Origin of the sequence: Salinicola halimionae, assembly GCF_003206065.1 — a bacterium.
In the GTDB taxonomy this organism is placed as follows: Bacteria; Pseudomonadota; Gammaproteobacteria; order Pseudomonadales; family Halomonadaceae; genus Salinicola; species Salinicola halimionae.
This window is the reverse complement of the sequence record NZ_PZJQ01000005.1, coordinates 383,053-408,857: the sequence shown is the minus strand read 5'-3', so window position 1 is coordinate 408,857 and position 25,805 is coordinate 383,053. Positions and strand designations below refer to the sequence as shown.

Here is a 25,805-nt window from a genome sequence, read left to right as displayed (position 1 = left end):
GCTGAGGATAGCGAGCACGCACGCGGCCGGACCGCCACCAGTCAAGGATCTCCGTTTCATATGAAGCTTTTTACTCGCCTAATGACGTCCGCTTTCTGGCTACTGCTAGCGCTCTGCGCTGGCGTGGTACTGGCAGTCGTCGGCGCGGGGCTCTACTTTGCCCCCGGCCTGCCGGACGTTCGTCAACTGCAGAACTACGAGCTTCAGACACCGCTGCGCATCTATACCCAAGACGACAAGTTGATTGGCGAATACGGCGAAGAACGCCGCATGCCGATCAGCTACGACGAAATCCCCCAGCCTCTGATCGACGCGCTGCTGGCCGCCGAAGATGCCAACTTCTACAACCACCCCGGCGTCGATCCCAAAGGCCTTCTGCGCGCCGCTGTCGAGCTGGCCACGTCGGGCGGCATCCAGTCCGGCGGCAGTACGATTACCATGCAGGTCGCCCGTAACTATCTGCTGACGCTGGATCAGACATTCACCCGCAAGATCCGTGAAATCCTGCTCGCGCTGCAGATGGAGCAGATCCTGAGCAAGCCGGAAATTCTCGAGCTCTACGTCAACAAGATCTACCTGGGGCACCGCTCGTACGGCATCGCCGCCGCCGCCAATACCTACTATGGTAAGCCGCTGGCCGACCTGACCCTGCCGCAATACGCGATGATCGCCGGGCTGCCCAAGGCGCCTTCCAGCTTCAATCCGCTGGCCAATCCGGAGCGCGCCCTGATCCGCCGCAACTGGATTCTCTACCGCATGCGCCAGCTCGGCTCGATCGATCAGGCAGCCTACGACGAAGCCGTCAAGGCGCCAATCACCGCCAGCCGGCATGTCGCGCGGGCGGAAGTCGATGCACCCTACGTGGCGGAGATGGCACGCGCCTACGCGGTCGAGCGCTTCGGCGACAAGGCCTATACCGACAACATCCGCATCACCACGTCGCTCGACAGCCGACTTCAGGCCGAGGCGCGCGACGCTTTGGTGCAGGGCCTGATCGACTACGACACGCGCCATGGCTGGCGCGGGGCGGAAGAAAAAGACGTCCCTCCGAGCCTCGTCGAAGCGCAGGATCGAACCGAACGCCAAGGCCTGGAAGAGGAGCTATCCGAGTCTCCCGAAGTCATCGAGACCGCTCGCCAGGCGGCCCAGAGTAGCGAGGCCAAGATCGAGGGCGTCGACGGCGATGTCAGCAACTGGCTCAAGGTTCTCGAACGAACGCCGTCATATGGTCCGCTTCAACCCGCCATCGTCACGGCCACTGATGGCAAACAGATGCGCGTGCTCGACGCCGATGGCAAGGTCATTAGCCTGGACTGGGACGGTCTCAAGTGGGCCCGCACCTATCACAGCGCCAAGTGGCGTGGCGACGTGCCGGCCAATGCCGGGGCGATCGCTCAGCGCGGCGATCTAGTTCGAATCCTGAAGGAAGATGACCACTGGCGCCTGTCGCAGCGCCCCGGCGCGGAAGCCGCGATCGTCGTGCTCGACCCGCAGACCGGCGCGATCGACGCACTGCAAGGCGGCTTCAGCTTCGCCGCCAGCAAGTTCAACCGTGCGATCCAGGCCCAGCGTCAGGTCGGTTCCAACTTCAAGCCTTTCGTCTATCTGGCAGCACTACAGGAAGGCGGGATGACGGCAGCGACCATCATCAACGATGCGCCGGTGGTGATGTCGCAGTTCAGCGGTGACGACTGGCGCCCGGAGAATGCCGAACGTCAGTTCCAGGGGCCGACTCGTCTGCGCGTCGGGCTTTATACCTCGCGCAACCTGGTCACCATCCGCGTACTGCAGTCGCTTGGGCTCGACAACGCCCTTAACTTCCTCGAGCGCTTCGGTTTCTCGCGGGATCGTCTGCCGCACGGCCTCTCTCTGGCTCTGGGTAGCGCTTCGCTGACACCGCTGGAGATCGCCAATGCCTATGCAGTGCTGGCGAACGGCGGTTTCCAGGTCTCGCCCTGGTATATCGAGAAGGTCACTCAGGGTAGCCACGATACCGTCGTCGAGGAGGCCAACCCGTTGGTGGCCTGCCGTGACTGCGCACCCGGTGCCACGCAGACAGAAGTCGATGGCGAACCCCGCCGCATCGCACCTCGTGTGGTGGACCCGGATGCGCTGTACATCCTGCGCAGCATCCTGCGCGATGTCATCGAGCATGGCACCGGGCGCGGGGCGCTATCGCTCAATCGCGGCGACATCGTCGGCAAGACCGGTACCACCAACGATCAGCGCGATGCCTGGTTCTCCGGCTTCAACAACTCGATCGTGACCACCGTCTGGGTCGGTAAGGACGATAACACCACCACGGCGGAATATGGCGCCCAGGCGGCACTGCCGATCTGGAAAGCGTTCATGGGTCCGGCCCTGGAAGGGACGCCGGAAGTGATTCCGAAAGCACCGGATGACATCGTGACCGTGCGCATCGATCCGGATACGGGCAAACGTCTGCACGATGACCAGTCGGGCGGCATCAGCGAGATCTTCCGCAAGGACCATCTGCCCGAATACCAGCCGCGGGGCGTACGTCCGGAACTCGAAGACGAGAGTGGCTCGCAGGGCACCGGTACCTACGAAGCCATCTTCTGATACATTGGTCGAGGTCTGGTTGATCGAGGCTTAATTGATCGAGGCCTGGTTGATCGAAACCTAACTGGTCGGGGCTGAAGCCCCGACGGTTTCGTCCCATGTCTTTTTGGGCTCCACACCCGCTCTTCACCGCAACAGGACGTCGCAGCGACGCTGAGAGAAATGTCATGCCCCTGCCCAGTTGCCGATGGTGGCTGCTGACCGCCTGCCTGATAGCTACACCGTCCTACGCGGAGCTTTTCTACGCGCCCCCTGCGCCGGATGAAAACGCGCCCAATTTCAGCGGTAGCGCCGAGCTGGGCTATACCAAGCTGACTGGCAACACCAATACCCAGACCCTGCTTGCCAAGGGCAGGTTGACCTGGCTGACCGGACGCAATACGCATACGTTTCGGGCCGAGACCCGCAGTGTCCAAGACAATGACAATACCACCTCGGAACGCTACCTGATCGGCGCTCGCGAACGTTATGAGCTCGCGGACAACAATTATCTATTCGGCTTCGCGCGCTGGGAACGCGACCGTTTCAGCGGCTATGACTCGCAGTTCACCACCATCGCGGGTTACGGCCGCCAAATTCTGACCGGGCCGACGCATACGCTCTCGGCCGAAGCCGGCCCCGGTTATCGTCATGACGTCTATGCCGACGACAGTGACGATGACGATGGCGACGCTTATGAAGGCGGCAGCAGCGACGATCTGGCGCTGGCCTACGCGGCGCTGGACTACACCTACAACTTCAGCGACGACATCTCCTTCGATCAGGAGCTGTCGGCGGAAGCGACGCACATCAGCGTCACCACCCGCTCACTCTCGTCGATCACGTCGCAATTGAACTCGCACCTTGCGCTGCGCGTCTCCTACGACGCCAGGAGCAACACCCATCCGCCGCCGGGCGCAGAAGCACGCACCGATACCACGACTTCGGTATCGCTCCTCTATAGCTGGTAACGGGCGACGAACCACAGGACCCTGGCGAGACAGCGTCAAGAGACACATGCTGGACACCGAAAACGAAGATGCCGCCCCGGAGGGCGGCATCTTCGTATCCTTCATCGTTTCCACGACCGGTGAGTTACTGCCCGTAGATTTCCTTGACGCTTTTCAGCGGATAGTGCGCCGGATACGGTTTGCCCGCTACACCGGACTCCACTGCTGCCTGCGCCACCGCTGCCGGAATCTTCTCGAGCAGGCGGGAATCCACCGGCGTCGGGAGAATGTATTCACGGCCGAACGTCAGTGAGTCGATTTCGTAGGCATCCAGCACTTCTTTCGTCACCGGCTCGCGCGCCAGATCCTTCAACGCGTGAACGGCGGCAATCTTCATCTGCTCGTTGATCGCCGTAGCCCGGACATCCAGAGCGCCGCGGAAAATGAACGGAAATCCGAGCACGTTGTTGACCTGATTGGGGTAGTCGGAGCGCCCTGTACCCATGATCACGTCGCTGCGCGTCGCTCGAGCCACGTCGGGGTGAATCTCCGGGTCCGGGTTGGAGCAGGCGAAGACCACCGGATTGGCTGCCATCTTCTTGAGCTGTTCGGGCGTGAACAGGTTAGGCCCGGACAGCCCCACGAAAACGTCAGCGCCCTCGATCGCGTCATCCAGGGTACGCAGGGGCGTTTCCGTCGCGAACTGCGCCTTGTACTGGTTGAGGTCGCTGCGCCCGCTATGAATCACGCCATTGCGATCCAGCATGAAGATGTTTTCGGCTCTGGCGCCGCACTCGATCAGCAGCTTCATGCAGGCGATCGCGGCAGACCCGGCACCGAGACAGACGATGCGTGCATTGCCCAGCGTCTTGCCGGCGATATCGAGTGCATTGAGCAACCCGGCGGTCGTCACGATCGCGGTACCGTGCTGATCGTCGTGGAACACCGGAATATTGCAGCGCCTCTTGAGCTCCGCCTCGATCTCGAAGCACTCCGGCGCCTTGATATCTTCCAGGTTGATACCGCCCCAGGTGTTGGCGATGTTAGCGACGGTATCGATGAACGCCTGAGCAGAGTCGACTTCGACTTCAATATCGACGGAATTGATGCCGGCAAAACGCTTGAATAGCACGCCCTTGCCTTCCATGACGGGTTTACTGGCCAATGGACCCAGATTACCCAGCCCCAGAATGGCACTGCCGTCGGAAACTACAGCGACCAGATTGCCTTTTCCGGTATAGAGATAGGCATTCTCGGGGTCCAACGCGATCTCCCGGCACGGCTCCGCCACGCCGGGACTATAGGCCAGCGCCAAGTGTTTGGCGGTCTCGGTCGGCTTGGTCAGCTCGACCGATAACTTTCCCGGAATGGGTTTGGCATGATAATCGAGCGCCGCCTGTCTTTTCTCGTCATTCATGGAAGTTTTCCAAAGACAATAAGGGGATATTTTCGACGTCGTTCGCCGACAAGTCGCGCCAGATTATCGAAAAACAACCCACCGTACAACTTGCGCCCGTTTTCTCTCTTTCATGAATTTTAAGCGCTTGTTTGAACCACTTAGATGCATTTGGCAACACTTATGCCTGAGCGCTCAGCCATAAAACATTACTTATCCTCCCTTCCACTCCAGCGATCGAAGTCATACTCCATGCCTTTTTAAACTTGAAAAGCCACCGAGCAGGTACAAAAAAGCCCGCCATCGAGGCGGGCTTTTTCGACAACCGATCGCGCCTGATACTACGAGCTCTTGGTGGGTCGCACGGCAGCACCGAAACGCTTGTTGAAACGCTCGACCCGACCACCGGTCGTCGCCTGCTTCTGCTTACCGGTGTAGAAAGGGTGGCACTCAGAGCAAACGTCGACGTGAAAATCGTCATTCGCTGTCGTGCCGATCGCGTGGGTCGCGCCACAGGAACAAGTCGCAGTGACTTTCTTGTATTCGGGATGAATAGACTGTTTCATCGTGAAGCCTCGCTTTGCGGTGTACCGCCACCTGGTCTGTTGCCAGGCACCGTACACGGATAGGGAATCGCGGTTCACTCCCGCGCGACCGGAACGCCTGGAATCCCGAAGTGCACCGCACCCAAGCGGATGACACCACGGATAAAAGACGCGCCCTACGTCGGAAGGCGGAGTATTTTAGCAGAACTCTTTATGGAGGCCAATTGGCTGATTCCGAAATAGCGCCCGAAAAGCGCACGGCACCGCCCCCCGTGCCCCGGGTGCTTCGCGTTGCCGTTCCCACCCCGCTGAGACGTCTGTTCGATTATCGCCCTGCCGGGCAGCCGCCCGCAGGTGGCTGGCAGCCGGGCCTTCGCGTCAAGGTGCCGTTTGGCCGGCGCCAACTGGTCGGCATCGTGATGGCGTGCGCGGAGGAGAGCGAGCTGCCTGCTCAGCAACTCAAGCCAATCAGTTCGCGTCTGGACAACGAACCCTTGCCGGCAGACTGGCTATGGCTGTGCCAATTCACTGCCCGCTATTACCAACATTCGCTGGGAGATACGTTGCATCACGCCCTGCCCGGGCCGCTGCGTCAGGGACGCCCGCTCGAGGCCCGAATTCGCGAACGCTGGCAGTTGAACGGCCCGGAAGCGACCGCCCTCGATACCCTCGGTCGTGCGCCTCGCCAACGCGAGCTGATCCTGCTGCTGGCCCAGCATCGCCACGGCATGATCACCTCCGCGATCACGGCCCAGGGGTATACCCGCGCTCAACTCCAAGGCCTGCTCGACAAGGGGCTCGTCACCCGGACTCAGGAACCGCTGACCGCCAGCGAGGGTTGGTCAGGCGCCCTGCTGGCCGAGCCGGCCCTACCCCTCAACCGGGAGCAGGCAGCAGCGCTGGCCGCCCTGCATGAGGGGCTGGACCGATTTCATCCGTGCCTGCTGCATGGCGTTACCGGTAGCGGCAAGACGGAAGTCTATCTGCAGCTGATCGAGGGCGTGCTCGGTCAAGGTCGTCAGGCCCTGATTCTGGTGCCGGAGATCGGTCTGACGCCGCAGACACTGTCGCGCTTCCGCAAACGCTTTCGCGCGCCGGTGGTGGCGTTGCACTCAGGGCTGACCGACCTGGAGCGTCTCGATGCCTGGGAAGCCGCGCGCAGCGGCCGCGCGCCCATCGTCATCGGCACACGGTCCGCTATCTTCACGCCGCTGGCACGCCCCGGCGCGATCATCGTCGACGAGGAACATGATGGCTCGTTCAAGCAGCAGGATGGCCTGCGCTATCACGCTCGCGACCTGGCCATTGCGCGGGCGCACCGCGATGGCGTGCCCATTCTGCTGGGCAGCGCGACACCGTCGCTGGAGAGCCTTGCCCAGGCGCGCAGCGGTCGCTATCGGCACCTGAGACTAACCCAACGCCCCAGCCGCCACGCCCCCGCCAAGCTGGAACTGGTGGACCTGCGAGGGCGCCTGCGTCAGGGCGGCTTGATTCCCCCGGCCATCGATGCCATTCGCCAGGCGCTGAAAGCGGAAGGCCAGGTGCTGGTATTCATCAACCGGCGCGGCTTTTCGCCTTCGCTGGCCTGCCACCAGTGCGGCTGGATCGCCGAGTGTCGTCACTGTGATTCACGCATGACCCTGCATCGCCAACCGCCGCGCCTGGTCTGTCACCACTGCGAGCACCAGACGCCGCAGCCGGATGCCTGCCCCGGCTGCGGTAGCGCCGACCTGAGGCCACTCGGCGCCGGCACCGAGCGCAGCGAAGAAACCCTGACCACGCTGTTCCCCGATGTCCCGGTCTATCGTATCGACCGCGACAGCACGCGGCGCAAGGAGGCTTTCGACCAGATCCTGACCGAGATTCGTCGCGGCGAGCCGAGCCTGCTGGTGGGTACCCAGATGCTGGCCAAGGGCCATCATCTACCTCATGTGACACTGGTCGTCGTGGTCAATGCCGATGCCGGCCTTTACGCCAGTGATTTTCGCGCTCTCGAGCAGAGTGCGCAGCTACTGGTACAGGTAGCAGGGCGGGCCGGACGCGCCGATCGCGCGGGCCGCGTACTGGTCCAGACATTGCACCCCGATGATCCGAATCTTCGCCTGCTGGCCGATAGCGGCTACGACGCCCTGGCCTATCAGATGCTGGAGGAAAGACGCCTGGCCGGCCTGCCCCCGTACCGCCACCTGGCGCTGACGCGCTTCGAGGCGACCCGCGAGGAGGATGCCCTTCAGGCCGCCGAAAGCGCCGGCGAGGCCATGCGCAGGTGGCTCGCCGAACGCCAGTCGTCCGTGCACTGTCTAGGCCCCGTGCCCGCTCCCATGGAGCGGCGCCAGAATCGTTACCACTTGCAGTTGATGCTGTCGTCGGAAAAACGTAGCGCCCTGCACGAGGCCGGCGCCTGGCTGGGCAGCTGGCTGGAGAGCAGCACATCGCGCAAGGTTCGGTGGTCGCTGGACATCGATCCGATGACTTTGAGCTGACGCCAAGAGCCGCGCCAACCATCGCGAGCCTAAGCACAGCATTCATATCCGCCATGCGGTAGGCGCCGGGCTTGCCCCAGAAAGTCGCAAGCTCGCGCATCAGGGTTTAAAGCGTTGGCGCAATCCCTGATAATGGCCGCCTTTTTCCAGCGTCGTGGCGGCAGGTTCACGGCGTTCTGACCCGCGGAACCCCGCGCCGGGTCGGGCTGCGAGCCCCAAGCCTGGCCCCACGACGACGAAGTAGCCCATGAAAGAGACGATTACCCAACTGCTCGACGCCGCCGTCGCCACCCTGCAACAGGCCGGCGATCTCCCGGCGGACGTGCATCCCGCGATCAAGGTCGATCCGACTCGCGACAAGGCCCATGGCGACTACGCCACCAATCTCGCGCTGGTACTGGCAAAACCGGCCGGCGGCAAGCCGCGTGATCTGGCCGACAAGCTGGTTGCGGCACTGCCCGCCAACGACGTCATTCGCCGAACCGAAATCGCCGGCCCGGGGTTCATCAATTTCTTCGCCGCCACCGACGCCATTGCCGGCATCGTCAGCCAGATCCTGGATGCCGGTGACACCTTCGGCCGCAGCATGATCGGCGCCGGCGAGAAAGTGCAGGTCGAGTTCGTCTCCGCCAACCCCACCGGGCCACTACACGTCGGCCATGGTCGTGGCGCCGCCATTGGCGACTGCCTTTGTCGCCTGCTGGAAGCAACCGGCCATGACGTGACTCGCGAGTTCTACTACAACGATGCCGGCGCGCAGATCAACAACCTGATGCTTTCAGTTCAGGCCCGAGTCCAGGGTCTGGGGCCGGAGGACGACGGTTGGCCCGAGAACGGTTACCGCGGCGACTACATCAGTGATGTCGCCAGAGCCTATCTGGCCGGCGATACCGTGACCGCCGATGATCGCGAGGTCACGGCCAAGGCCGATCCCGATGACGGCGATGCCATTCGAGCCTTTGCCGTGGCCTATCTGCGTCGCGAGCAGGATCTCGACCTCAAGGCTTTCGGGGTCGAATTCGACGTCTACTTCCTCGAATCCTCGCTGTATGCCGAAGGCCGGGTGGAGCAGACCGTCGAGGCCCTGATTTCCGGCGGACACACCTACGAAGCGGATGGCGCGCTGTGGCTTCGTACCACCGATTTCGGTGACGACAAGGATCGGGTGATGCGCAAGACCGATGGCGCCTACACCTACTTCGTGCCCGACGTCGCCTATCATTTCAACAAGTGGCAGCGCGGCTTCGCTACCGTCATCGACGAACAGGGCGCCGATCACCATTCGACCGTGACCCGCGTGCGCGCCGGGCTGCAGGCACTGGAGGCGGGAATACCGCAGGGCTGGCCGGACTACGTGCTGCACCAGATGGTGCTGGTGACCCGCTCCGGCGTCGAGGTCAAGCTATCCAAGCGCGCCGGTAGTTACGTTACGCTGCGTGACCTGATCGACGAGGTAGGTCGTGACGCCACGCGCTACTTCCTGGCCGCGCGCCGCGCCGACTCCCAGCTCACCTTCGATATCGATCTCGCGCGCTCGCAGACCAACGACAACCCGGTCTACTACATTCAATACGCTCATGCCCGCGTCTGCAGCGTGTTGCGCAAGGCCGAAAGCGACAGTCTGACGTTCGATCATACGGTTGCCATGGCCAACCTCGAGTGCCTCGATGCCGCCCAGGAAAAGGCGCTGATGAATCGGCTGGCGCGCTACCCGGATACCGTCGAGCGTGCCGCCCGCGCCCGCGAGCCGCATCAGATAGCGCAATACCTGACCGATCTCGCGAGTGATTTCCACACCTGCTACAACGCCCAGAAAGTCATGGTCGACGATACCGAGTTGCGTAATGCACGGCTGGCACTGGGTCTGGCAACACGCCAGGTCATTGGCAATGGATTGGCGCTGCTCGGCGTCAGCGCCCCGGAGGAGATGTAGAACATGGCACGCCGACCCGCTCAGAACAGCCGTCCGTCCGCTAATCGCCCTTCTCCTAAAGGCGCGACGACGAAATCCCGATCACGCCAGTCAAGCGGCGGCGGACTCGGGAGCATTCCAGGGTGGTTATGGGCCATTGCCGGCCTGATCGCCGGTTTTGTACTGTCGCAGTATCTGGATCGTTCCTCACCCGAACCGGTAGCCGCGGTCGTACCTCGACCCACGTCCAACCAGACAGCCAACAGTGGCGGCAATCAGAGCGCCAACAGTGACGCCGGCAGGGGCAGTAAAGACGGCGGCGCGCAGCAGCCGGCAACGCCCACGTTCGAGTTCTATACCCTGCTGCCGGAAACCGAAGTCATCGCCCCCAACAGCGACAGTTCGTCTCCGGAGCCATCGGCCAAGGCCGCTCAGGAGGCGGCGGCCGACGATGCCGCCAACAAGACCAAGCAGCCGACGCCCAGCGGTGGCCGCTACGTATTGCAGGCCGCCTCGTTCCGTGATCTCGGCGATGCCGAACGCCTCGCCAACCGACTCAAGGATTTCGGCCTGCTGGCCAAGATCACCGACGTGCGTGCCAACGGGGATCAGCTGTGGCACCGCGTTCAGGTCGGTCCCTACGAAGACAAGCGCGAGCTGTCGCGTGCTCAGGACCTGATGGTGACCCAGGGTATCGAACCGTTGCTGCTGCGCTTGCAGAACTAGCGCCTTCGACATCGAGGCCCGCGGCGTCTCAGGGCCAGAAATTCGCGCCCTCAATAGGCGCCGCGATCACGCGCCATTATCAGGCGTCATGGCGGCCGGCACCCTGCCGTCCGTCCGTTCATGACCTTCGACGTTCACCGTCGGCTTGATTTCCCCCTTTCTCGCCCATACTTGATTGTTCATGCCGCATCGCGTCGTTCCGGGCAACGCTCTCCAGAGCTTTCAACGGACGCGATCGCACCCGTTTTCGGCGCCGCCGGGAGGTTTGGCGGCGCGCCATTGGGAGTCAATTGCATGACCACAATCGTATCAGTGCGCCGTGGCGACCAGGTCGCTCTGGCCGGCGATGGCCAGGTTTCACTGGGCAACACGGTGATGAAAGGCAACGCCAGCAAGGTCCGCCGACTTTATCGCGGCCAGGTTCTGGCCGGTTTCGCCGGCGGTACTGCCGACGCCTTCACTCTGTTCGAGCGCTTCGAAGCGCAGCTGGAAAAGTACCAGGGTCACCTGACCAAAGCCGCGGTCGAGCTGGCAAAAGAGTGGCGCACCGACCGCGCCCTGCGCCGCCTCGAGGCCATGCTGGCCGTCGCCGACAAGACCGCCTCACTGATCATTACCGGCAACGGTGACGTGGTCGAGCCCGAACGCGGCATCATCGCCATCGGCTCCGGCGGTCACTTCGCCCAGGCCTCGGCGCGTGCACTCCTCGAGAACACCGAGCTCGGCGCCCGCGAGATCACCGAGAAATCACTCAATATCGCCGCCGACATCTGCGTCTTCACCAATCACCAGATCACGCTCGAAGAGCTGTAACGAGGCCGAATCCATGTCTGCGAACACTACGTCTGCGAATACCCCGTCTCAAAGTTCTTCCCAGAACGGTGCCGGTCAGGAAAACGTCGGCGCCGTACCGGCACTGACCCAGTCTGCGATGACTCCGCGCGAAATCGTGCATTCTCTCGACCAGTACATCATCGGCCAGCACGACGCCAAGCGCGCCGTCGCCGTGGCGCTGCGCAACCGCTGGCGCCGTATGCGTCTCGGCGAGGACATGCGCGGCGAGATCGTGCCCAAGAATATCCTGATGATCGGCCCGACCGGCGTCGGCAAGACCGAGATCGCACGGCGTCTGGCCAAGCTCGCCGGCGCGCCGTTTCTCAAGGTCGAGGCGACCAAGTTCACCGAGGTGGGCTACGTCGGCCGCGACGTCGAATCGATCATTCGCGACCTGATGGAAATGGCGATCAAGATGGTTCGCGAGCAGGCCAAGGTCGAAGTCCGTCACAAGGCTCAGGATGCTGCCGAGGATCGTATCCTCGATGCGCTATTGCCGCGCCCGCGTGGCAGCGAGTACGACGCGGGCCGCGACGACACTTCGACGCGTCAGGTCTTCCGCAAGAAGCTGCGCGAAGGCCAGCTCGACGACAAGGAAATCGATATCGAGGTGACCCCGGCCAGCCAGGGCGTCGACATCATGACCCCGCCGGGCATGGAGGAAATGACCAATCAGCTGCAGAGCATGTTCGCCAACATGGGCAAGCAGAAATCCGAGACGCGCCGCGTGGCGGTCAAGGATGCCTGGAAACTGCTGCAGGACGAAGAAGCCGCCAAGCTGGTCAACGAGGAAGAGATCAAGCAGCGCGCGCTGGAAGCGGTCGAGCAGAACGGTATCGTGTTCCTCGACGAGATCGACAAGGTCGCCAAGCGCGGCGAATCTGGCGGTAGCGGCGGTGACGTTTCCCGGGAAGGCGTGCAGCGCGATCTGCTGCCACTGATCGAAGGCTCCACCGTCTCCACCAAGCACGGCATGGTGCGTACCGATCACATCCTGTTCATCGCCTCCGGTGCTTTCCACCTTGCCAAGCCTTCGGATCTGATCCCGGAGCTGCAGGGCCGCCTTCCGATCCGCGTAGAGTTGACCGCGCTGACCCCGGACGATTTCAAGCGCATCCTGACCGAGCCATCGGCGGCGCTGACCAAGCAGTATCAGGCACTGCTCGATACCGAAGGATTGGAGGTGCAGTTCACCGAAGACGGTATCTCGCGGATCGCCGAGATTGCCTGGCAGGTCAACGACGGTACCGAGAACATCGGCGCCCGCCGTCTGCATACGGTCATGGAGCGGCTGCTCGAGGAAGCCTCCTTCCAGGGCGGTGACTATCCGAGTCCGCTGGTCGTCAACGCCGACTACGTCAACGAAAAGCTCGGAGAGCTGGCCGTGGACGAAGATCTCTCGCGGTATATTCTCTAAAGCGCAAAGAGATCTGAACGAAGAGAGAAGAGAGCGGACCTCTTCTCTCTTCCCGTTGCGTAGCGGCGTCATTGTCTATTCGAGACATCAGCGCTTCCTTACCGCAGGAGATACCGATGCCCGCACCCATTCCCACTCGAGTCCACTATCACAAGGGCGATCGCGAGCTCGAACTGGGCTATCCCGATGGCGAGAGCTATCGCCTGCCGATAGAGCTGTTGCGCGTCTATTCGCCCTCGGCGGAAGTCCAGGGCCATCATCCCAGCGAAGCCGTGCTGCAGACCGGCAAGCGTCATGTCGGACTGCTGGACATCTCTCAAACCGGCCGTTACGCGCTGAAGCTGCACTTCGACGATGGCCACGACACGGGCCTTTATACCTGGGAATACCTTCACGACATGGCCCTCCACCGGCAGGCCTGGTGGGACGATTACCTAGCCCGGCTGGAGCGCGCCGGCGCATCGCGCGAAGCCAGCGTGATTCAGATTCATCAGGTTTGAGGCGGCACTGGATACCTGCCACCACCATCGGGTAGCTCTCCAGGCCTACCGGCGGTGATGCGCAAAGACAAGTTTGCACCCAGACGCTACAATGCTGGCTCGATCGGCTCACATCGACTCGCCCCGGTCTCGAGCGCGTCACTCGCAGGGCTCGAACCACCTGGCAATCCTCTCGACAGCTGAACGATCGCTTAGACAGCAAAATGATCGCCGCTCGCGTCATCTCGGAGAAAAGCACATGGACAAGCGCACGACCGACTTTGGCTATGAGAAGGTCGCGGTCGACGAGAAGGCCGCCCGCGTGGCCGACGTCTTTCATTCGGTGGCCGCGCGCTACGACGTCATGAACGATCTGATGTCATTCGGCATCCATCGCTTCTGGAAACAGCTCGCGCTCGAGCGCAGCGGCGTCCGCCCCGGGCATAGCGTGCTCGATATCGCCGGCGGCACCGGCGATCTGACCCGCCAATTTGCCAAACGTGTCGGCCCCCAAGGTCGCGTCGTACTGGCCGATATCAACGAGTCGATGCTGCGTGTCGGCCGCGACAAGCTGATCGACCACGGGGTCGGCGACAACGTCAAATACGTGCAGGCCAACGCGGAGAGCCTGCCGTTCCCCGACAACAGCTTTCACTGCATTACCATCGCTTTCGGCTTGCGCAATGTCACCGACAAGGATGCCGCGCTCCGCTCGATGACCCGCGTTCTCAAGCCGGGCGGACGCCTGCTGGTGCTGGAGTTTTCTAAACCGGTCAACGGTTTGCTGTCGAAAGCCTACGATCAGTATTCATTTCGATTGCTGCCGCAGATGGGTCGGCTGGTGGCCAACGATGCCGACAGTTACCGCTATCTGGCCGAGTCGATACGCATGCATCCCGATCAGGAAACGCTGAAAGGCATGATGCAGGCGGCCGGGCTGGAGCGCGTCGAATATACCAACATGACCGGTGGGATCGTCGCGCTACATCGCGGCATCAAGCTCTGAGGGCGCGCGTCATGCTGGATACTTTCGCCCTGGTCGCTCTCGAACGCTCGCTGAATACCTTGCTGCGCCGCGATCCGGCTGCGTCTGCGCGGCTGGCGGCGCTGTCCGACACTACCCTGCGGCTCACCCTCGACGACGCCCGGATCGGATTTCGGGTGGCGTTCCACGCTGACGGTCTCATCTTGAGCCGAGCGCTCGAGTGGCATGACACAGACGATCTCGAGGTCACCTTGACCCGACACGCCATGACCCGCCTGATGGCAGGCGATTCTCCCGAGCGCCTGCTGTTCAGCGGGCAGTTGCCGGTCACCGGCCAGACAGCGCTCCTGCCCTCGATCCAGACCCTGTTCATGGACCTCGATCTCGATTGGGAAGGCGCGTTGGCCAAGGGGCTGGGTAGCCGTAATGCCCACGGCGTCGCGACAGGAGTTCACCACCTGGGCCGACAGGCACGCTTCATGGCCAGCGAGTGGCAACAGGACATGCGTGAATATCTGTTCGAAGAGCGCCGTTGGCTGGCCGGGCGCAACCAGCTCGCCGTCGCCCGCGATCATCTGACCGAGCTCCAGCAGACCGTCGATCGTCTTGGTGCCCGCATCGATCGATTGCAACGCCGCCAGGAGCCTCATTCATGAGCCTGCGGCTATTTCGCATCGCCTGGACCGTTTCGCGCTACCGTCTCGACAGTCTGGTTCCCCCGGAACGATTGCCGCCTGTCATCCGTTGGCTATGGCGCTTCGCGCCCGTTCGGCTGATTCCGATCGGCGATCACTCTCGCGGCAAACGGCTACGCCTGGCGCTGGAGTCCCTCGGGCCTATCTTCGTCAAGTTCGGCCAGATGCTGTCGACCCGCCGCGATCTGCTACCCCCGGATATCGCCGACGAACTGAAGCGGCTTCAGGATCAAGTACCACCCTTCCCCGGTGAGACCGCCCGCGCCATGGTCGAGGTCGAACTCGGCAAGACCGTCGAGGAAGCTTTCGCCGCCTTCGAGACCGAGCCGATGGCCTCGGCATCGATCGCCCAGGTTCATGCCGCCGAGCTGCATAGCGGCGAACAGGTCGTGGTCAAGATCATCCGCCCCGGCATCGACCGCATCATGCGCGAGGACATCGGGCTGCTTTATACCTTTGCACGCCTGATGCGTCGCGTGCCGGAAGCTCGCCGCCTGCGCCCGGTCGAGGTGGTCAAGGATTACGAGGCGACCCTGTTCGACGAGCTCGATCTCAACAAGGAAGCCGCCAACACGTCGCAGCTCAAGCGCAACTTCCAGAGCTCGCCGCTGCTCTACGTGCCGGCCATTCACTGGTCGTTGACCCACCGTCAGGTAATGGTTCAGGAGCGTATCAACGGCATTCCCGTGGCCGATATCGACGCGCTTCGTGCCCAGGGTACCGATCTCAAGAAGCTGGCCGAGCGCGGCGTCGAAATCTTCTTCACCCAGGTCTTTCGTGACAACTTCTTCCATGCCGACATGCACCCCGGCAACATCTTCGTCTCGCGGGAAAATCCTACCGAGCCCCGTTACATCGCCATCGACTGTGGCATCGTCGGCAGTCTGACCCGCGAAGACCAGGATTACCTGGCACGTAATCTGCTGGCCTTCTTCCGCCAGGACTATTACGAGGTTGCGGTGCTGCACATCGAATCCGGCTGGGTCGGTGAAGGGACTCGGGCCAACGAGTTCGCCTCGGCGATTCGTGCCGTCTGCGAGCCGATTCTGGAGAAGCCGCTCAAGGACATTTCGTTTGGTCAGGTGCTGTTGGGCCTGTTCCAGACTGCACGGCGTTTCAACATGGAAGTCCAGCCACAGCTGGTGTTGCTGCAGAAGACGCTACTCAATATCGAAGGCCTGGGTCGTCAGCTCTACCCGGATCTGGATCTCTGGAGCACCGCCAGACCCTATCTGGAGCGCTGGATGCGAGAGCGCGCTGGACCCAAGGGCTTCTGGAAGACCCTGCAGAAGCACGCGCCCGAACTGGCGCATCAGATTCCGGAGCTGCCGGTACTCGCCCATCAGGCGCTTGCCGATCGCGATCAGCAGCGTCGGCTCTACCGTCAGCAAACCGAGGCGTTGACGGGGCTGGAGGCCCGCTTTCAGCGAGCGGCGCCACGCGCCAGGCGGCTGCGCCTGGGCGCCGTGCTACTGGCGCTAGCGCTGGCTTGGCAACCGATGCTGGCGTGGGCGGAACAGCAGCCGTGGCCGGTACTGGTTGCAGCTGGTCTGGGCGCGCTGCTGCTGGCCTGGCGGTGAGTGTATGATACGACCCGATTGCTGGGGTCGCTGAGTGCTAAGCGCCAAGCTAAACTCGCCTTATAAGCAGGAATGTCATGTCATGAGTGATACTCTCGAACAACTGGCGGCGGTGTTGGATGCGCGCCGCAGCGCGGACCCGGATAGCTCCTATGTGGCTCAGCTGCATCATCGCGGCCTCAACAAGATTCTGGAAAAAGTTGGCGAAGAAGCCACGGAAACGCTGCTTGCCGCCAAGGATGTCGAGGTAGATGATGCTCAAAGTCGCCAGGCTCTGATCGGTGAAGTCGCCGATCTGTGGTTTCATAGCCTGGTGATGCTGTCGCATCTCGACATCGATCATCGCGAAGTTCTCGCGGAGCTGGCCCGACGGTTCAATGTCTCCGGACTGGACGAAAAAGCGTCGCGTCAGCAGGACGCATGAATCATCATCGCGCCAAGGCGCATCGGTAAGGAGAAAGTCATGCTGGGTGGAATCAGTATCTGGCAGTTGTTGATCGTTCTCGGGATCATCATCCTGATTTTCGGCACCAAGAAACTGCGCAATGTCGGCAGCGATCTAGGCGGCGCCGTCAAAGGCTTCAAGAAAGCCATCGATGACGACGACAAGAAAGAGAGCACGACGCAGCACAGCATCAACCATTCCGAAGATGCGGGCCACAACAAGACCCAGGATCACAACTTCGAGAATCGCCCCGACGAGACGAAGCAGCCTTCCAACGACAAGGCCGGGCACCAGTAACCCCTATGTTCGATATCGGTTTCTTCGAACTGTTGCTGATCGGCATCGTCGGATTGCTGGTACTCGGCCCCGAGCGCCTGCCCAGGGCCGCGCGTACGGCCGGCCTGTGGGTCGGCCGAATCAAACGCAGCGTCTCGACCATGCAGCGCGAGATCACCTCTCAGCTCGAGGCGGAGGAACTGCGTCAGAAACTGGCCGAGCAGCAGAAAAAACTGGATGAAGGCGTCAATCAGGCGCGACGCGGTGTCGAGTCGAGTCTCGGGGCTGGCGCCAAGTCCGGCGAGTCGGGCACCTCGACGCCAGCACGTGCCTCGGCGCCGCCTCCCGCCGCCACCGATAGCCACGACCCGGTGGCAGAGCTCGATCCCGTCGAATCGTCTTCGCGTGACGATCGGTCATTGGCGTCGAATGCCCAGCCTGCCGACACCTCTCCCGCGGACAAGGATCCGGCTTCCCGATGAGCGATGTCCATACGCCACCGCCAGAAGAACAGCAGTCGCAAGCCCCACTGATCGAGCACCTGATCGAACTGCGCTCACGGCTGATGAAGGCAGTGATCCTCGTCGTGGTGATCTTCATCGGCCTCTACGCCTTCTCCAACGATATCTACCGTTTCGTGGCCGATCCGCTGGTGGCGCTGTTACCGGCGGGTTCCAAGATGATCGCCACCGAGGTCACGTCGCCCTTCCTGGCACCGTTCAAGCTGACCATGGTGGTCGCCATCTTTGCGGCCATCCCGTTCATTCTCTATCAGGCCTGGGCGTTCATTGCCCCGGGACTCTACAAGCATGAAAAGGCGCTGGCCTTTCCGCTGCTCGCCTCCAGCATCCTGCTGTTTTACGGCGGTGCGGCATTCGCCTACTACGTGGTATTCCCGCTGCTGTTCAGCTTCTTCGTGCATACCGGACCGCAGGACGTGACGGTCATGACGGATATCAATGCCTATCTCAATTTCGTGCTTAAGATGTTCTTCGCCTTCGGCGTGGCCTTCGAGATTCCGATTGCCACTTTCCTGGTTATCTGGACCGGCATCACCGATGTCGCTAGCCTGAGCAAGAAGCGGCCTTATGTCATTCTGATCTGCTTCATCATCGGCATGCTGCTGACCCCGCCGGACATCATCTCGCAGAGCCTGCTGGCCGTACCCATGTGGCTGCTGTTCGAGGTCGGCATCATCTTTGGTCGTATCGTCCAGCGCCGCCGGCACGACGAGCCCGATCCCGCGGATTGACTCCCCGCGCGGCATTTCCATGCTAGCCGCTGCGACAATCGCCCCCACACGACCAGCCATTGCGATTGTTATACTGGGGACGTCAAACTCACTGTCATCGTTTTGTCATTTGTCGCTGATAGCGTAGCTGTCGGCGCCGCGAGCGTGTCGAAAGGCGCGTTTGCCGCTTCTGTGGAGAGATTCATGCGTTATTCCCTGTCACGTCAGTACCCGGCCACCCGCCTGCGTCGCCTGCGCAAGAACGACTTTTCTCGCCGTCTGGCCCGGGAAACGGCACTGACGACGGACGATCTGATCCTCCCCGTGTTCGTGCTCGAGGGGGAAAATCGCCGCGAAGCGGTCGCTTCCATGCCCGGCGTCGATCGCCTGTCCATCGACGAACTGCTGCGCGAGACCGAAGAGCTGGTCGAGCTCGGCATTCCAGCAATCGACCTGTTCCCGTTCATCCCGCCGGAGAAGAAAACGTTCGACGGCGCCGAAGCGTGGAATCCGGACGGCGTGATTCAGCGTGCGATTCGGGCGCTGCGCGAGCGCTTCCCGGATCTCGGCATCATTACCGACGTGGCGCTCGACCCCTACACCACTCACGGCCAGGATGGAGTGCCCGACGAGAACGGCTACCTGATCAACGACCGCACCATCGAGGCGTTGATCAAGCAGGCACTGTCCCACGCCGAGGCCGGTGCGGACGTGATCTCGCCCTCCGACATGATGGATGGGCGAATCGGTCTGATTCGCGACACCTTCGAGCGCGAAGGGCTGCATGAAACACAGATCATGGCTTACTCGGCCAAATACGCCTCGAAGTATTACGGCCCGTTCCGAGACGCCATCGGATCCAGCGGCAACCTGGGCAAGGCGGACAAGTTCAGCTATCAGATGGATCCGGCCAACACCGACGAAGCGCTGCACGAAACCGCCCTGGATATCCAGGAAGGCGCCGACATGGTCATGGTCAAGCCCGGCATGCCGTATCTCGATGTGATCCAGCGGGTGAAGGAGTCATTCGGTGTGCCCACCTTCGCCTATCAGGTCAGCGGTGAGTATGCCATGCACATGGCCGCCTTCGAGAAAGGCTGGCTGGATGCGGACAGCGTGATTCTGGAATCGCTGACCTGTTTCAAACGCGCCGGCGCCGATGGCATCTTGACCTATTTCGCCAAACGCGCCGCTCAATTGCTCAAAACCTGAGGTCCCGGGCGTGTCTGCCCCGGCACCGGAGACTCTTGATGACAGACTCAGGCACGCCAGACACGCCCAGCGCTTCCACTGATACACCGTTGTCGCTCAGTGGTGAAGAGATCAACGCCTCGCCCCTGCGCGTCAATCGTACGCGCAAGGGCATTCACGCCAAGGAGACACCCTCTTCTCAGGCGGATCTCGACGACCCGACGCTCTACTTCAATCGTGAACTGTCCCACCTGCAGTTCAATATCCGCGTGCTGGAGCAGTCGCTGGATGCTTCGCATCCGCTGCTCGACCGCTTGATGTTTCTGCTGATCGTCTCTTCCAATCTCGATGAGTTCTTCGAGATCAGGGTCGCCGGACTCAAGCATCAACTGGCCTCGTTTCACGAGGAGACAGGCGCCGACGGTATGACACCCGCTCGGGTGCTGAGCGAGGTTTCGCGCATTGGCCACGAACAGGTGGAGCGCCAGTACCGCATCCTCAACGATGTCCTGGTGCCCGCTCTGGAAGAACAGAAGATCCGTTTCCGGCGTCGCGCCCAGTGGACTCCTGAGCAGGCCGCCTGGGTGGCGGACTACTTCGAGGATGAAATCGCCCCAGTGATCAGCCCGATCGGGCTCGACCCTTCGCATCCTTTCCCTCGCCTGGTCAACAAGAGCCTCAACTTCATCGTCGAACTCGAGGGCACCGATGCCTTCGGCCGTGAAGGCGGCATGGCGATTCTACCCGCGCCGCGCTCGTTGCCACGACTGATCCGCCTGCCGGAAGCACTATGCGACGTCGGCTTCACCGATTACGTGTTCCTGTCATCGATGATTCACGCCCATGCCCACGAGGTCTTCCCCGGCATGGAGGTGGAAGGCTGCTACCAGTTCCGACTGACACGCAATGCCGATCTATCGGTCGATCCCGAGGAAGTCTCCGACCTGGCCTCGGCGCTGCGCGGCGAACTGCTGGCGAGGCGCTACGGTAGCGGCGTACGGCTCGAAGTCGCCGACAACTGCCCCGACAGCCTGATCGATTTTCTGCTCAAGCAGTTCGAACTGGGGGAAGACGATCTCTATCGGGTCAACGGCCCCGTCAATCTGACCCGGATGATGGCCGTGCTCGGCGATGTCCAGCGTCCGGATCTGCGTTATCGCCCTTTCACGCCCGGCCTGCCCAAGTCGGTACGCGGCGACGTCAATCTGTTCACCGCCATCCGCCAGGGCGATATTCTGCTGCATCACCCGTTTCAGTCGTTCACACCGGTAGAGGACCTGCTGCGTCAGGCGGCACGCGATTCCGACGTGATGGCGATCAAGCAGACGCTCTATCGGACCGGCGCCGACTCCTCGATCGTGGGCGCGCTGGTGGAGGCAGCACGAGGCGGCAAGGAGGTGACCGTGGTCATCGAGCTACGGGCGCGCTTCGACGAGGCCGACAATCTGGCGCTGGCCTCACGTCTGCAGGAGGCCGGAGCCATCGTCATCTATGGCGTCATGGCCTACAAGACCCACGCCAAGATGATGCACATCGTGCGGCGTGAGAAAGGCGAGCTACGCCACTACGCTCACCTCGGCACGGGCAATTACCACGCCAAGACCGCCAGGCTATATACCGATTACAGCCTGATGACCGCCAACGATGCCTTGTGCGAAGACGTGCACAAGGTGTTCCAGCAGCTCTCCGGCATGGGCAAGCCCCGCAAGATCCATACCTTGCTGCACGCCCCGTTCACGCTGCACAGGACACTGGTCGAGATGATCGATCGAGAGGCCAAGCTGGCCGAAGGTGGCAAGAAGGCCCGGATCGTCATCAAGTGCAATGCGATTACCGAGCCCAAATTGATTCGCGCGCTTTACCGGGCCTCCCAGGCAGGCGTGACCTGCGATCTGATCATTCGCGGCATGTGCTGCCTACGCCCCGGCATTGCGGGTATCTCCGACAACATTCGAGTTCGCTCGATCATCGGTCGCTTCCTCGAGCATACCCGCGTCTATTACTTCCACAATGACGGCAAGCACGAAACCTGGTGCTCCAGCGCCGACGCCATGGAACGCAACATGTTCCATCGCGTGGAGACATGCTTCCCGTTGCTGGACAAGAAAGTCGCGCAGCAGGTACGCAAGGACCTCGATACCTATCTGCTGGACAATTGCCAGAGCTGGGAGCTCGACACCGAAGGGCAGTATCATCTGCGCGATCCGGGGGAGGCCGAACCGATCAGCGCGCAGGAGACTCTGCTCTATGCCTACGCCAGCCAGACCTGAGCGCGCCACGAGTCCGGACTATCCGTCAATATCGAGTGATGGATCGCAAAAAAGCCGGATGCAGGCGCATCCGGCTCAACTATCGTCGAAGAACTAGACGCCGATCTGCCCGCCATCCTCTTTCCAGATGGCTACCGTCGCCGCTCGTGGACGCACCTTCCCGGCAGCGACCTGCGTCGCATCCTGAGTCAACGCATCGCCATCCGCAGGCCAGTTGCCGGGGTGCTGGATATTGATGAACAGCGTCGTGCGATCGGGCGTGGCGAAGATACCGGTCACCTCGCAGTCGTTGGGCCCCGCGGCGAAGCGCTTGAGCTGATCCTGATTGTCGGCATCGATGACCGAGTCGGACCCACGACCGGAATCGAGCGCCCCCGGCACCACTGCCAGTAACTGGTCGTTGGTGTATTCGGCCACGGCATTATCGCTGTTGTCGGTCTGGAACCAGAGGATGCCCTGGCCCTCGCCGCGCTCGTCGTACCATAGGCCGTCGGGACTCGCGAACTGGTTGCCCGGCGTCAGGCCAGAGCGGTTATCGTTGGCGCCGGCGTCGCTGCCGAACACGAAGATCTCCCAAGCAAAACGATTATCCGACTGTTCGCGCCAGCGAATGATGTGACCGTTCTCGTTATCGGCGCGCGGGTTGGCGCTATTGGTCGGCGCGGTGGCATAACCCGCGCCTGATGCCTCAAGTGCCGCGCCTTCGTTGGTGAAAGTGGCGTCGGTGCCATCTGCGGTACGTTTGGAGTTGTTGGTCAGCGTGAAATAGACCTCGCCGGAGACGGGATCGACACTCGACCACTCCGGTCGGTCCATCGGCGTTGCCCCCATCAGGTCGGCGGCGTCACAGGTGTGGATGATGACGCCAGCAGCATCGTCGGCCTCCAGGTTCAGCGCCGCGGCCAATGTCTGGCCAGTAGGCGTTGCGGCACCCGGCGTCAGCGCCAGCCACTCACCCCGGCCATCCTCATCGAAGCGCGCCACATAGAGCGTACCCTCGTCGAGATAACGGCTACCGATCGCCAGACGGTCCGCCTCGCTGCCCGGCTTGGGGGCGTCGGCGGGATCCCAATTGGCGGCGCTGACAAACTTGTAGATGTACTCGTTGCGCGAGTCGTGGCCAGTATAGAACGTCAGCGGCTCTCCGGCACGAACGAGCCCCGGCCAGCAGCCTTCGTGGCGAAAGCGTCCCAGGGCGGTGCGCTTCATTGCCATTGCCTGGGTGTAGGGATCGATCTCGACCACGTAGCCGAATGTGCGCGCCTCGTTGCGGTAGTCCTCGCTGGCCTCGCCCTCGCCGGGCGTGACATCGAAACGGGCAAACTCGTCATCCTGCTCGCCGTCGCCGGCCGCCGTCTCCCAGCCATAACGCCCGCGATCGGTCGGCAGCCCCAAACGGGCATCGTCACTAAAACGCTCACCGGTATTGACGAACACTTCCGGCCAGTTCTCTTCGCAGGTCAGGTAGGTACCCCAAGGCGTATAGCCATTGGCACAGTTGTTGTTGGTGCCTCGCGTTCGGGTACCGTCGGCGGAGTAGCGCGTCCTGACGTAATCGCTACCCGCCACTGGCCCGGAGAGCCGTATCGGCGTGGCGGTGGTGATTCGGCGGTTGTAGGGGGAATCGATCACATGCGCCCAGCCACCGTCGTTCTGGCGCTGGATCTCGACGATCGTGACACCGTGGGCATTGATCTCGGTGCGCACTTCGTCGGCTGGTCTTACGCCGTCCGGCTGGGTCGGGCCTCGGGGCGCCCACAGTGCATCCTGGTCGATGTATTCATTGTTGAGCGCTAGCAAGAAGCGTCGGGAGGCATTCTCCAAGTCCAGCGGAAAGGCGTGCATTCCATCGTGATGCATCCCCACGCTGTTCGCCTGCTGCGCCGGCGTCATGACAAGCTCCCTGTGCCAGTCGCTGGCCCGGGCGTTGAGTGGCGTTCCCCACGGAATCAACACCTGTGCCCGATACCCGGCTGGCACCACGACCGCATCGGTACGGGAACCGAGAATAGACTCGAACGCCAGTGCCAACGGCGTCTTGTCCTGTGCCCGGGCGCCGTTGCTGCCACCGAGGCCGAATCCTCCCATCATCGAGAGTGCGGCCAGCCCCAGGCCACCTTGCAGAATCTGTCGACGTGAAAGATGGCGCGCGACCACCTCGTCAAAAGGCAGATTTTGACTGCGATTGTGAATTCGATGATCTTCGACGTCTCGGCTCACGTTATATCCCCTGACTCGCCACGGATTGATTGTCGTGACGAGACTATGCCGAGGGCGTGACAAAATGATGTCGAGCGAGCGCAGCATCACCCATTTCCGCGGCGCTCATCCGCCGCGTAGACGGTCGGCAACTCGCGTCAACAACGCGCCAGTGGCCTCCCAGCCCAGGCAGGCGTCGGTGATCGATACGCCGTAGCGCAGCGTCGCAGGGTTGAGCGCCTGCTTACCTTCGAACAGATGGCTTTCGAGCATCACTCCGATCAGGCTCCGATCGCCCTTCAGCCGCTGTTCCAGCACATCGAACAGCACTTCCGTCTGACGCCGATGATCCTTGCACGAGTTGGCGTGGCTGCAGTCCACCATGACATTGGCCCTGAGCCCGGCCTGCTCCATGGCGCGGCGACTGGCGGCCACGCTTTCGGCATCGTGATTGGGCCCGTTTTGCCCCCCTCGAAGCACCAGATGTGTGGCCGGATTCCCCGATGTCTCGATCATCGCCGGGCCGCCGGCCGTCGTGACACCGAAATGGCGATGCGGGTGGGCAGCAGACTGCATCGCGGCAATGGCGACATCGACATTGCCCTGGGTACCATTCTTGAAGCCGACGGCTGCCGCCAGCCCGCTGGCCAGCTCGCGATGAATCTGCGATTCCGTGGTGCGCGCACCAATCGCCACCCAGCTCAGCAGATCATCGAAATAGGCTCCCGCCATCGGCTGGAGCAGCTCCGTCGCGACCGGCAGGCCCAGCTCGGCGATATCCCGCATCAGCCGCCTCGCCATGGCCAGGCCCGCGGCCATATCGTCGCTGCCATCGAGATGCGGATCGTAGGCCATGCCCTTCCAGCCGACGGTAGTCCGCGGCTTCTCGACATAGACCCGCATCACCAGCAGCAATCGGTCCTCGACGACCGCATTGAGCGCCGCCAAGCGTTGGGCATATTCCAGGGCTGCGACAGGGTCATGCACCGAACAGGGTCCGGCCACCACCAGCAGGCGGTCGTCCTTGCCGTCCAGAATCGCCTGTATGGCTCGACGCTGCTCGCCGATCCGGGTTTGCAGTGCCGGGCTCAACGGCAGGCGCTGGCGCAGCTCATCGGCCGTCGGTAACGGCAGTATCCTCACGGCGGGCGATGACGCCGGTGTCGACGGGGTCGGTTTCAGCTCGGATGTGGCAGCGTCCATAACGATCTCATTCCAGGATTGAATTCAAGAAGCGAGACCCGATACGCAAGAACCCCCGGGTGGGCAGCCATCCGGGGGTTCTTGATGCGAGGAGGCAGCCCGGTTCCGGGCGTGCCTCGCGGGTTCAGGTCAATGTGACCAACCGGCGGGCACGCCAGTCCTAAACCAATAGCCATAACCAAAGAACGCAAACGTCACCGCATTGCCGCAAGCTTGGGCCGTGTCGATGAAACGTGAGTCGTGGCGTTCGGTCATGACGTTCTCTCGCAGACGTTCTATTCGAAATGTCGTACCCCTATCCTAACCTGCCGATGAGTTTTGACAAGTCTTTTGCGCCGATAGGATGCCCAGCCTTTATCCGAGCTTTACTTGTTCGAGCCCGTTGGCGAGACTGAGGGCAAGAAAAAGAAAGCATTCTAAGGACTT

The 25,805-nt window shown here is 62.1% G+C and carries 21 protein-coding genes; 17 read left to right on the top strand and 4 right to left on the bottom strand.

The genetic code is table 11. The features are described from left to right. Positions 1-60 precede the first annotated feature (60 nt). Both DOM27_RS14745 and DOM27_RS14740 read left to right on the top strand, forming a co-directional pair. Positions 61-2,583 carry a penicillin-binding protein 1A gene (locus tag DOM27_RS14745; protein WP_110657028.1) on the top strand — a complete coding sequence of 841 codons (2,523 nt, stop codon included), beginning with the start codon at positions 61-63 and terminating at the stop codon, positions 2,581-2,583. A 167-nt stretch (positions 2,584-2,750) separates the two neighbouring features. Continuing rightward, a complete protein-coding gene (locus DOM27_RS14740; RefSeq protein WP_110657026.1) occupies positions 2,751-3,533 on the top strand; it encodes a DUF481 domain-containing protein in 783 nt (260 codons plus the stop codon). A 124-nt stretch (positions 3,534-3,657) separates the two neighbouring features. Here the strand turns inward: DOM27_RS14740 and DOM27_RS14735 are convergent, their stop codons facing one another. Continuing rightward, entirely contained in the window at positions 3,658-4,929 is a 1,272-nt protein-coding gene (locus tag DOM27_RS14735) for a malic enzyme-like NAD(P)-binding protein (protein ID WP_110657024.1), read from the bottom strand. A 320-nt stretch (positions 4,930-5,249) separates the two neighbouring features. Continuing rightward, the gene (gene rpmE / locus DOM27_RS14730) at positions 5,250-5,474 is read right to left on the bottom strand and encodes a 50S ribosomal protein L31 (protein ID WP_110657022.1); all 225 of its coding nucleotides are present in this window, start codon (positions 5,472-5,474) and stop codon (positions 5,250-5,252) included. 203 nt (positions 5,475-5,677) lie between these two features. Between rpmE and DOM27_RS14725 the strand changes: the two genes are divergently transcribed. The 15 genes from DOM27_RS14725 (at position 5,678) to ppk1 (ending at position 21,977) form a co-directional block, all read left to right on the top strand. Next, entirely contained in the window at positions 5,678-7,936 is a 2,259-nt protein-coding gene (locus tag DOM27_RS14725; protein WP_245392740.1) for a primosomal protein N', read from the top strand. Positions 7,937-8,183: 247 nt separating this feature from the next. Then, entirely contained in the window at positions 8,184-9,869 is a 1,686-nt protein-coding gene (gene argS / locus DOM27_RS14720) for an arginine--tRNA ligase (protein WP_110657018.1), read from the top strand. A gap of 3 nt (positions 9,870-9,872) precedes the next feature. Further along, positions 9,873-10,574 (top strand): SPOR domain-containing protein, encoded by a 702-nt coding sequence (locus DOM27_RS14715; protein ID WP_110657016.1) that lies wholly within the window; start codon positions 9,873-9,875, stop codon positions 10,572-10,574. A 294-nt stretch (positions 10,575-10,868) separates the two neighbouring features. Further along, positions 10,869-11,387 carry an ATP-dependent protease subunit HslV gene (gene hslV, locus DOM27_RS14710; RefSeq protein ID WP_110602302.1) on the top strand — a complete coding sequence of 173 codons (519 nt, stop codon included), beginning with the start codon at positions 10,869-10,871 and terminating at the stop codon, positions 11,385-11,387. Between the two features lie 118 nt (positions 11,388-11,505). Then, positions 11,506-12,825: an ATP-dependent protease ATPase subunit HslU gene (gene hslU, locus DOM27_RS14705; RefSeq protein WP_110657832.1), complete on the top strand. Its 1,320-nt coding sequence runs from the start codon at positions 11,506-11,508 to the stop codon at positions 12,823-12,825. A 116-nt stretch (positions 12,826-12,941) separates the two neighbouring features. Further along, the gene (locus DOM27_RS14700; protein WP_110657014.1) at positions 12,942-13,325 is read left to right on the top strand and encodes a gamma-butyrobetaine hydroxylase family protein; all 384 of its coding nucleotides are present in this window, start codon (positions 12,942-12,944) and stop codon (positions 13,323-13,325) included. A gap of 238 nt (positions 13,326-13,563) precedes the next feature. Then, the gene (gene ubiE / locus DOM27_RS14695) at positions 13,564-14,310 is read left to right on the top strand and encodes a bifunctional demethylmenaquinone methyltransferase/2-methoxy-6-polyprenyl-1,4-benzoquinol methylase UbiE (RefSeq protein ID WP_110657012.1); all 747 of its coding nucleotides are present in this window, start codon (positions 13,564-13,566) and stop codon (positions 14,308-14,310) included. Between the two features lie 11 nt (positions 14,311-14,321). After that, complete coding sequence (locus DOM27_RS14690; RefSeq protein ID WP_110657010.1) at positions 14,322-14,945, top strand: ubiquinone biosynthesis accessory factor UbiJ; 624 nt, start codon at positions 14,322-14,324, stop codon at positions 14,943-14,945. Beyond that, positions 14,942-16,564, top strand: a complete 1,623-nt coding sequence (ubiB, locus tag DOM27_RS14685; protein ID WP_110657008.1) for a ubiquinone biosynthesis regulatory protein kinase UbiB — start codon at positions 14,942-14,944, stop codon at positions 16,562-16,564. The genes DOM27_RS14690 and ubiB overlap by 4 nt, the downstream gene beginning before the upstream one ends. 82 nt (positions 16,565-16,646) lie before the next feature. After that, positions 16,647-16,988 (top strand): phosphoribosyl-ATP diphosphatase, encoded by a 342-nt coding sequence (locus tag DOM27_RS14680; protein WP_110657006.1) that lies wholly within the window; start codon positions 16,647-16,649, stop codon positions 16,986-16,988. 39 nt (positions 16,989-17,027) lie between these two features. After that, complete coding sequence (gene tatA / locus DOM27_RS18145) at positions 17,028-17,306, top strand: Sec-independent protein translocase subunit TatA (RefSeq protein WP_245392739.1); 279 nt, start codon at positions 17,028-17,030, stop codon at positions 17,304-17,306. A 5-nt stretch (positions 17,307-17,311) separates the two neighbouring features. Beyond that, positions 17,312-17,767: a Sec-independent protein translocase protein TatB gene (gene tatB, locus DOM27_RS14670; RefSeq protein WP_110657004.1), complete on the top strand. Its 456-nt coding sequence runs from the start codon at positions 17,312-17,314 to the stop codon at positions 17,765-17,767. Beyond that, positions 17,764-18,537, top strand: coding sequence for a twin-arginine translocase subunit TatC (gene tatC, locus DOM27_RS14665; protein ID WP_110657002.1), 774 nt, complete (start codon positions 17,764-17,766; stop codon positions 18,535-18,537). The genes tatB and tatC overlap by 4 nt, the downstream gene beginning before the upstream one ends. A 183-nt stretch (positions 18,538-18,720) precedes the next feature. After that, on the top strand, positions 18,721-19,728 hold the full coding sequence (gene hemB / locus DOM27_RS14660) for a porphobilinogen synthase (RefSeq protein ID WP_110656999.1): 1,008 nt from the start codon (positions 18,721-18,723) through the stop codon (positions 19,726-19,728). Between the two features lie 38 nt (positions 19,729-19,766). Next, positions 19,767-21,977 carry a polyphosphate kinase 1 gene (gene ppk1, locus DOM27_RS14655; protein WP_110656997.1) on the top strand — a complete coding sequence of 737 codons (2,211 nt, stop codon included), beginning with the start codon at positions 19,767-19,769 and terminating at the stop codon, positions 21,975-21,977. 93 nt (positions 21,978-22,070) lie between these two features. Here ppk1 and DOM27_RS14650 read toward each other — a convergent pair whose 3' ends face one another. Next, entirely contained in the window at positions 22,071-24,197 is a 2,127-nt protein-coding gene (locus tag DOM27_RS14650; protein WP_110657831.1) for a PhoX family protein, read from the bottom strand. Between the two features lie 105 nt (positions 24,198-24,302). Next, entirely contained in the window at positions 24,303-25,379 is a 1,077-nt protein-coding gene (locus DOM27_RS14645; protein ID WP_110656995.1) for a 3-deoxy-7-phosphoheptulonate synthase, read from the bottom strand. Positions 25,380-25,805: the final 426 nt, after the last annotated feature.